This window comes from Herbiconiux sp. (assembly GCF_023264895.1).
Classification (GTDB): domain Bacteria; phylum Actinomycetota; class Actinomycetes; order Actinomycetales; family Microbacteriaceae; genus Herbiconiux.
In genome coordinates this window covers 69438-77600 of record NZ_JAHFUY010000023.1, presented here as the reverse complement: position 1 = coordinate 77600, position 8163 = coordinate 69438, and the positions used below count along the sequence as shown (strand labels likewise).

Sequence of the window (8163 nt, the reverse complement as noted above, 5' to 3'; positions counted from 1 at the left end):
CTGAGCTCGTACAGCCGCCGTCTCGGCCCGCTCCGCTCGGTATCGGGCTCCCAGCTCGACGACACCCACCCGGCGCCCTCGAGCCGTTCGAGGATGGGGTAGACGCTCCCGGCGGGGCGGGCGGTGCGCTTGATGACGAGCATCCCCCAGATGCCGTCCTCCTCGAGCAGCACCCGGAGCACGTCGACGGTGGCGGGAGTGACGCGGGCCAGTGGCTTCATCCCCCAAGTCTACCTATATAGAGATAGACCAACCATCGACAGGAGACCTCCGGCGCAAGGCATGAGTGCGGCCCTGGGACGAGCGGTGGGGTGACCCGCCCATGCGGCCGGGCCGCCGTGCTGCCGGGGAGCCGCTAGTCTTCTGGCGACGCTCGGGCACCGCCGGCGCACGGTCGAGAAGGATGCCACGAGATGTCACGCGACGGATGGGCCGCGCCCGCCTCCTCCCACGATCGACGACGGTCGGACGACGGGTTCGGTCGGGGCCTCGCGCACTCCCTGCTCGTGATCCCTGTGGCCGTTCCGGTCTGGCTCATCCTCTGGCAGTTCGGCTGGATCGCGGGCGTCGTGGCGTTCGGTGTGGCCTTCGGGGCCGCCGCGCTCTACCGCTACGGCGCGAAGGGCCGGATCGGGACCCGAGGCGCCGTGGCCATCTCGCTCGTCACCTTCGGCACCATCCTCCTCTGCGTCATCGCGGCCGCCCTCCTCGACGCCAGCACGACCTTCGCCCCGAACGAGAAGCCCTTCGCCGCCCTGGCCGATCCGGAATTCTGGCCGTGGCTCACCTCCACCTACCTCGCCGACACCGGAGTGCAGGCGGCCGTGGCATGGAACGCCGCCCTCAGCCTCTTCCTCGCGGCCCTCGGCGCGCTGCCCACGCTCATCGCGCTGCTCCGGGGACGCTCGGCGGGCAGCCGCCTCGCCATGCTCTTCGCCCCGATCGGCGTCGCCGTGACGGCCGTGGCCGTCCTCGGCATCCTCGCCTCGAACGGGTACGCCGCGGGAACCGGCGGCCTCACCGCAGCCGCCGCTCCTCGGCCGGCCACCTTCGAGCCCGCCATCCCGGTCGGGACCTGCCTCACCGACGTCGACTACGACGTCGCCGAGGTGCAGGAGATGTCACCTCCCACCGAGACCCCCTGCGACCAGCCTCACGACGCGGAGGTCGTGTACGTCGGGGCCGTCGACGAGACGGTTTCCGGCTCCGGGTATCCGACGCCGGACTGGCTCGTCTCGCACACGATGGACCAGTGCACCGGTGCGGTCTCGGACTTCCTGGGCACCCCGTGGGACCAGTCGGGCTACGGGCTGCAGACCGTCCACCCCTCCGAGGGCTCCTGGAGAGCCGGCGATCGGGCCGTCTCGTGCTGGCTGATGACCCCGACCGGGCCCACGACGGGCACCCTCAGAGGCGCCGGAGTGCTCGAGGCAGGGGCGTAGCAGCCCGCTGAAGCGGGGAGCTAGAGCGGGGGGAGCTTCGCGAGGGCCTCGTCGGCGGCGGACTCGGAGACGCCGAGGTCGTCGATCAGCAGGCGGCGGGCCGGCTGCGAGTCGCCGCGGCGGAGCGCCTGGTAGGCGGCGTCGGCGTCGGCCGCGAGGGCCGGGGTCGGCTGCTTCGTGACGCCGATGCTGTCGGCGAGCTCCTGCGCGGTCGTGACGCCGTAGGCGGTGCGGATCGCCGCGGGCAGGCGGTAGCCGCCCAGAGTTCCGAGGTCCATGGTGGGTTCCTTCCGTCGTTCCGCCCCACCGTACGACGATCGCGCCGGCCCGCCCCCGGCTCGACAGCGATGACGCGACGGTGTAGGGCTGCCGCCCCGAGACGGCCCGCATTGTGCGCTTCATCGACCCGGAAAACAAGGCCCCTGGAAGAACGGCGATCGGTCGGAGGCTGACAGTGGCGGCAGTCCGCCGCCTGACGCGAAGGAGACCAGTCCGTGCACGAGCACCTCCAGGGACAGATCGACGACCTTTCACCGTAGGCACGGATCGAACGTGAAAGGAACCCGCCTGCGCCCACTCGGGTACCGCGCATTGATGGAAGAACCCGGCCGGACGGCCGGAGATGGAAAGGGATGACCATGACGGACAGCTACGCACCCGTACCGCCGAACGGTTTCGCACCCCCCGCGACCGCGTCGGACGACGACCAGCAGGGAAAGGTCGACACCGCCAAGCAGGAGGCGGCGAATCTGAAGGACACCGCCACCGAGCAGGCCGGCAACGTCGCGGGCACCGCGAAGGACGAGGCGAAGAACGTCGCCCACGAAGCGAAGTCGCAGGCCAAGGATCTGTACGCCCAGACGCAGTCGGAGTTGAAGGAGCAGGCGGGCGCCCAGCAGCAGCGCGTCGCCTCCGGCCTCCGCTCGCTCGGCGACGAGCTCGGCTCGATGGCCAGCGGCTCCGAGCAGCAGGGCCTCGCCTCCGACCTGGTGCGCCAGGTCGCCGATCGCGCCGGCAGCGCCGCATCCTGGCTCGACGCCCGTGACCCGGGCTCGCTGCTGAACGAGGTCAAGTCGTACGCCCGCCGCAAGCCCGGCACGTTCATCGCCGCCGCCGCCATCGCGGGTGTCGTCGCCGGCCGGCTCACCCGGGCTCTCGCAGGCAACGCGGCCGACGAGAAGGCGGCCGAGGCCTCGGCGCCCGCCACCCCTTCAACGACGACGTCGACGACCACCCCGGCCCCGGCCGTCTCGACGCCGGTGCCCGCCACCGCCCCGGTGCCGCCGGTCGTGGACACGCCGACGACCACCCCCGGCCTCGTCGAGGACACGCCGGTCTACAACCAGCGGGCGGCGACGCTCGGCGACGACGGGTACACGCTTCCCGGGGATGAGTATCCGCGATGACCGACGACTACACACCCTCGGAGCAGAAAGCCGCGACGACATCGTTGGGCGATCTGCTCGGAGAGGTCACGAAGGACCTCTCCACCCTGATGCGCCAGGAGCTCGAACTCGCCAAGGCCGAGCTGAAGCAGTCCGCGACCCGCGCCGGCAAGGGCGCAGGCATGCTCGGCGGCGCCGGATACGCGGCGTCCATGGCGGTGCTGTTCCTGTCGATCGCCTGCTGGTGGGCGCTCGGCACCCTGATCGGCAACGGCTGGTCGGGCCTCGTGGTGATGGCCGTCTGGGCGATCATCGCGCTGATCCTGTTCCTGATCGGCAAGAAGCAGCTCAAGGAGGTCAACGGGGTACCGAAGACCGTCGATTCCTTGAAGAAGATCCCCGAGACACTGAAGCGAAATGAGGAGAACCGATGACTGATTCACCCGAAGAGATCCGCGCCCGCATCGAGCAGACCCGCTCCGAGCTCGGCGGCGACGTCGACGCGCTGGCCGACAAGGTCACCCCGTCGAAGATCGTCGGCCGCCAGACCGACAAGGTCAAGGGCGCCGTGGGCTCGGTGAAGGACCGCGTGTTCGGCGTCGCCGACGACGTCAAGTTGTCGGTGTCGAGCCACGGCAGCGACGCGACCGGCGCCCTGTCGGACGCCAAGAACACCGTGCAGGCCAAGGCCGAGGGCAACCCGCTCGCCGTGGGCCTGATCGCGTTCGGCGTCGGTCTTCTCGCCGCCTCGCTGATCCCGGCGTCGACCAAGGAGAAGGATGTCGCATCCGATCTGAAGGAGAAGGCGCAGCCGCTCGTCGAGCAGGTGACGGATGCCGCCAAGGAGGTCGGGCAGAACCTCAAGGAGCCCGCCCAGGACGCCGCCACCGCTGTGAAGGATGCCGCCACCGGCGCCGTCGACAGCGTGAAGTCCGAGGCGACCTCCGCGGCCGGCGAGGTCAAGGACCAGGCCCAGCAGTCGAGGGACACCGTCCAGAACGGCTGATCACCGATTCACCCCGCGAACGGCGGTGGCCACGGCTCACGCCGGCCACCGCCGTTCGGCTTCCCCCACCCCCAGCAGCTTCGACAAGAGGACGATGATGAGCACGCAATCCGCCACCGAGCGGGCGAACAAGAACGCACCCGACCCGGACGACAGCCGGAAGCCCGACGACCCCACCGACCTGAAGAAGCGCTCCTGGGGCTACGTGCTGAAGAAGACCGCCCGCGAGTTCTCGGCCGACCAGTGCACCGACATCGCCGCGAGCCTCACCTACTACGCCGTGCTGGCCCTGTTCCCCGCGCTCATCGCGATCTTCTCGCTGCTCGGAGTGGTCGGTCAGGGGCAGGCCGCCTCGGATGCGATCCTCGGCATCGTCGACGACGTCGCGCCGGGCGGCGCCGCCGACGTCATCCGGGGCCCCATCGAGCAGTTCGCCTCCTCCCCCGCCGCCGGCTTCGCACTCGTCAGCGGTCTCGTCGTGGCCATCTGGTCGGCCTCGGGCTACGTGACGGCGTTCAGCCGCGCCATGAACCGCATCTACGAGATCGAGGAGGGCCGGCCGTTCTGGAAGCTCAAGCCGGTGCAGCTTCTCGTGACCGTCATCTCCCTCGTGCTGATCGTGATCGCCGCGATCATCCTCGTCGTCTCCGGGCCGGTCGCGGATGCCGTCGGCTCGGCCCTCGGCATCGGTGAGACCGCGACGACGGTGTGGTCGATCGCGAAGTGGCCGGTGCTGGCCTTCGTGCTCGTGCTGATCCTCGCGATCCTCTACTACGCGACCCCGAACGCCAAGCAGCCGAAGTTCCGCTGGATGAGCATGGGAGCGTTCGTCGCCCTCATCGTCCTCGCGATCGCCACCGTCGCGTTCGGCTTCTACGTGGCGAACTTCGCCAACTACGACAAGAACTACGGCTCTCTCGCCGGTGTGGTGATCTTCCTGCTGTGGCTCTGGATCCTGAACAACGCGCTGCTGTTCGGCGCCGAGTTCGACGCCGAGCTCGAGCGCGGTCGCCAGCTGCAGGCGGGCATCGCCGCCGAGGAGGACATCCAGCTGCCGCCGCGCGACACGAAGAAGAGCGACAAGGCCGCGGCCAAGGAGCAGAAGGACGTCGAGGAGGGACGACGGATCCGTGAGCAGCACGGGGGCGACGGATCCGGTGGTTCAGCAGAGCGCTGATGTCCTAGCGGTCGCGTGGCCGGAAATCAATCCCGGAGCGTTGTCCGGAGAGCAGAACTAGCGTGTGCCGCATGAAGCACATCACCTACTCCGACAAGTCCCTCCTGGTCGGCGACGCAGCAGCAGATGCGATCGTCGAGTACGCAGCTCTGCTCGCGAGGCACGGCTCGGCGGACACCGTCACCCTCAACGCCTACGGCGCCGACGGTGGAGATGTGGAGGCGACGTTCGTGCTCGACACCGGCACCGTGCTGATGGCCGAGACCACGGAGTCGTCGATCCCCGAGCCCGACAACTCGCGGGCGGTGCAGGAGATGCAGGAGAAGACGCGGCAGCTGGAGTGCCCTGCTTCGGTGCGGCCGGACGCCGATGCGGACGCCGGCGGGGACGGCGGCGATCCGGCCGCGCTGCGCTACTTCGACGAGCTCTGATCCTCGGGGGTCTTCCGCTCCGGTTCGGGCACGAGCTGGAGTCCCTGGGGCGTGTTGGCGGTGAGCATGAGCGCTTCGATCCAGGCCCGGTTGATCAGGGGCGGGCGGCCGCCGTGGAACGTGAACACGAGCGAGATCGTCGGATGGATCCACAGCGTCGTGCGGCCGTCGCCCGATGCCGGGTCGTCCTTCCAGCTGAAGAAGAAGGCCTCGCCCCGACGCAGCTTCGCCGCCATCACCTGCTGGATGTGCGCGAGCGTGCGGTCGTCGAAGTCGACGACCACCGTGGAATCGTAGGTGAGCTTTCCCATGCGGTCCTCAGGCCTCCTGTCGTGCGACGGGTGCCGGATCGGTCTTCTCCAGCACCAGGATGACGGCGTCGTCGAGAGCGGCCGTCCGGATCGCCCGGTGGGGCGGCTCGGCGTCGACGACCTCGAACCCGTCGCCACGCGCGACGACGAACCCGAGGCACGTGCGATCCGAGGCGAGGTAGACGCCCCACACCGAGTCCGAGGTCTGCACGATCACGACGTCGAAGTCGTCGGCGACGGTCTTTTCCCTCTCCATGTGGGGGAACCTACGACCCGCCTGACCGTGGCCGAGGGGCTGGACACAGCGGGGAGGGTGTGCTGGGATCCGCCGGGGTCGCGCGCGTCTTCTAGAATCCAGCCATGGCAATCACGGTCGGTGTGGGGATCAACGATCCGGTGGTGTTCTCCGATTTCGGCGAGCGACGGCGACTCCTCGACCTGGTCGAGACAAGCGGCGTCGACTTCGTGTCGACCGGTGACCACCTCGGCTTCCACGGAGGGTCGGGCTTCGACGGTCTGGTCTCGTCCGCCGTGCTGCTCGGCTCCCATCCCTCGGTGCGGATGCAGATCGGCGTGTACCTGCTCGGGCTCCGTCACCCGATGCCCACCGCGAGGGCGCTCGCCACTCTCGCCGAACTCGCTCCCGGCCGGCTCACCCTCGGCGTCGGCGTGGCCGGCGAGGATCGCCGCGAGGTCTTCAACGCCGGAGTGGATCCGCGCACGCGAGGGCGCCGACTCGACGAGGCGCTCGACCTCGTGCAGCGACTGCTCCGCGGAGACGTCATCGACCACACGGGAGAGTTCTTCGAGCTCGACCAGGCACAGATCCTGCCGAGCCCCGACCCTCGCATCCCGATCCTGATCGGCGGCAAGGGCGACGCCGCCGTGCAGCGGACCGTGCGCTTCGGCGACGGCTGGCTCGGCATCTTCTGCTCCGCCCGCCGCTTCGGTGCCACCGTCGACGCCATCGCGACGGCGGCCGCCGAGGCCGGCCGACCGGTGCCCGCCCGCATGGGCTTCACGTCGTGGGTCGGGCTCGATCCGGATCGCGCCGCGGCCCGTGAGCACATCGCCGCCCGGATGTTCGACCTCTACCGTCTTCCCTACGAGAAGTTCCAGTGGGTGACCGCCTCGGGAACACCGGCCGACGTCGCCGACTTCCTCGCGCCCTACGTGGAGGCGGGGGCCCGGGAGTTCACCCTCATCCCCGCCTCCGCATCCCCCGCCGCGGGCATCGAGCTCGTGGGCGAGACGGCGGCGCTCCTGCGGGACCGGTTCCCCGACCCCTCCTGAGCCGCACGGGCCGTGCGCTCAGTCCGGCGCCGAGCCTCCACCCGCTTCAGACGGAGCGGAGGCGCGACGTCAGCGCCGCGATCCGGCGGCTGATGAGGTCGAAGGCGCGCTCGAAGGCCTCCGGGGTGCCGGAGCGGGCCGGGTCGGGGATCGACCAGTGTAGGTCGTCGCGGCCCGTCATCCGCTCGTGGGCGCTGTCGCAGACGGTCACGACGAGGTCGCGCTCGAGCAGCACCTCCTCCACGGGGAGGGGCCGCGCGTCGCGGTCGATCCGGAGCCCGTGACGCTCGGCGACGGCGACCGCGCCGGGGTTGACCGTCGACCCCGGATGCGTTCCCGCCGAGGCGGCGGGGATCTCGCTGGATCCGCGCCAGATGGTCTCGGCGAGCTGGGAGCGCGCGGAGTTGGCGGTGCACACGAACACCACCCGCTCCGGCACGGAGACGTGGACGGGCGTGAGGGTGTCGAACACCTCCGGCTGCAGGGAGAGGTAGCTGCGTCGCCTGTCCGACTCCGACCGGGTGCGGGAGACGATCTTCGCCTCCTCCAGCACGCGGAGGTGGTGGGCCACGAGGTTCGACCGGAGCCCCAGCAGGAGCTCGATCTCCGACGGCGAGAGGTCGCCGAGCGTGAGCAGATCGATGATCTGGAGCCGGGAGGGATCGGCGAGCGCGGCGAAGACCGCGACCCTGCGCTTCAGCTCGGTCATGACGGCTCCCGTCCGGAATCGACTCAATCGTTCTTGACTCAATCATGGTAGGCATGAGCGAAGACGGCTCGGCCGGGAACTGATCATCAGCCGATTGTCAGACCGCGTCAGCCACGGCGGTGAGACGTTCACCCTGGAGAGGATCATCATGGGTATCGGAACCGGGATCGCGCTTTTCGTGATCGGAGCCATTCTGGCGTTCGCAGTCAACGTCGACCTCGGCGGGGTCATCAACCTCGCACTCATCGGCTACATCCTCATGGGTGCCGGTGTCGTCGTGTTCCTGATCAGCCTCGTGCTCATGCTCCGTCGCCGCCAGTCGACCGCCACCACCCGCACCGCCGTCGACCCGGCCAGCGGCGAGCAGGTCACCCGCAGCACCCGCGACACCAACGACCCGCTGGTCTGA

General features: G+C 69.8%; 13 protein-coding genes. 8 read left to right on the top strand and 5 right to left on the bottom strand.

All coding sequences use genetic code 11. The features are described from left to right. A partial coding sequence (locus Q0D57_RS04945) for a helix-turn-helix transcriptional regulator (protein WP_291039152.1) occupies positions 1–221 on the bottom strand: 221 nt, incomplete at its 3' end. 192 nt (positions 222–413) lie between these two features. On the opposite strand from Q0D57_RS04945, the gene Q0D57_RS04940 reads away from it, so the two are divergent. After that, the gene (locus Q0D57_RS04940; protein WP_291039150.1) at positions 414–1442 is read left to right on the top strand and encodes a septum formation family protein; all 1029 of its coding nucleotides are present in this window, start codon (positions 414–416) and stop codon (positions 1440–1442) included. Between the two features lie 20 nt (positions 1443–1462). Here Q0D57_RS04940 and Q0D57_RS04935 read toward each other — a convergent pair whose 3' ends face one another. Further along, the gene (locus Q0D57_RS04935) at positions 1463–1720 is read right to left on the bottom strand and encodes a hypothetical protein (protein ID WP_291039146.1); all 258 of its coding nucleotides are present in this window, start codon (positions 1718–1720) and stop codon (positions 1463–1465) included. Positions 1721–2080: 360 nt separating this feature from the next. Between Q0D57_RS04935 and Q0D57_RS04930 the strand changes: the two genes are divergently transcribed. From Q0D57_RS04930 to Q0D57_RS04910, 5 genes are all read left to right on the top strand, one after another. Continuing rightward, on the top strand, positions 2081–2848 hold the full coding sequence (locus tag Q0D57_RS04930) for a hypothetical protein (protein ID WP_291039142.1): 768 nt from the start codon (positions 2081–2083) through the stop codon (positions 2846–2848). Beyond that, positions 2845–3261, top strand: coding sequence for a phage holin family protein (locus tag Q0D57_RS04925; protein WP_291039139.1), 417 nt, complete (start codon positions 2845–2847; stop codon positions 3259–3261). Before Q0D57_RS04930 ends, Q0D57_RS04925 begins: the two co-directional genes overlap by 4 nt. Next, positions 3258–3833 carry a DUF3618 domain-containing protein gene (locus Q0D57_RS04920; RefSeq protein WP_291039136.1) on the top strand — a complete coding sequence of 192 codons (576 nt, stop codon included), beginning with the start codon at positions 3258–3260 and terminating at the stop codon, positions 3831–3833. Before Q0D57_RS04925 ends, Q0D57_RS04920 begins: the two co-directional genes overlap by 4 nt. 97 nt (positions 3834–3930) lie before the next feature. Beyond that, the gene (locus Q0D57_RS04915) at positions 3931–5010 is read left to right on the top strand and encodes a YihY/virulence factor BrkB family protein (RefSeq protein WP_291039133.1); all 1080 of its coding nucleotides are present in this window, start codon (positions 3931–3933) and stop codon (positions 5008–5010) included. A 71-nt stretch (positions 5011–5081) separates the two neighbouring features. Then, positions 5082–5441 (top strand): hypothetical protein, encoded by a 360-nt coding sequence (locus Q0D57_RS04910; protein WP_291039127.1) that lies wholly within the window; start codon positions 5082–5084, stop codon positions 5439–5441. Here Q0D57_RS04910 and Q0D57_RS04905 read toward each other — a convergent pair. Then, a complete protein-coding gene (locus Q0D57_RS04905; protein ID WP_291039120.1) occupies positions 5423–5752 on the bottom strand; it encodes an ATP-dependent DNA ligase in 330 nt (109 codons plus the stop codon). The genes Q0D57_RS04910 and Q0D57_RS04905 overlap by 19 nt on opposite strands. A gap of 7 nt (positions 5753–5759) precedes the next feature. Continuing rightward, positions 5760–6008, bottom strand: coding sequence for a hypothetical protein (locus Q0D57_RS04900; RefSeq protein WP_291039117.1), 249 nt, complete (start codon positions 6006–6008; stop codon positions 5760–5762). Between the two features lie 104 nt (positions 6009–6112). Here Q0D57_RS04900 and Q0D57_RS04895 point away from each other — a divergent pair, with 104 nt between their 5' ends. Beyond that, complete coding sequence (locus Q0D57_RS04895) at positions 6113–7045, top strand: LLM class flavin-dependent oxidoreductase (RefSeq protein ID WP_291039114.1); 933 nt, start codon at positions 6113–6115, stop codon at positions 7043–7045. Positions 7046–7091: 46 nt separating this feature from the next. Here Q0D57_RS04895 and Q0D57_RS04890 read toward each other — a convergent pair whose 3' ends face one another. Next, positions 7092–7754, bottom strand: a complete 663-nt coding sequence (locus Q0D57_RS04890) for an ArsR family transcriptional regulator (RefSeq protein WP_291039111.1) — start codon at positions 7752–7754, stop codon at positions 7092–7094. A gap of 148 nt (positions 7755–7902) precedes the next feature. Here Q0D57_RS04890 and Q0D57_RS04885 point away from each other — a divergent pair, with 148 nt between their 5' ends. Further along, positions 7903–8163: a DUF6458 family protein gene (locus Q0D57_RS04885; protein ID WP_291039108.1), complete on the top strand. Its 261-nt coding sequence runs from the start codon at positions 7903–7905 to the stop codon at positions 8161–8163.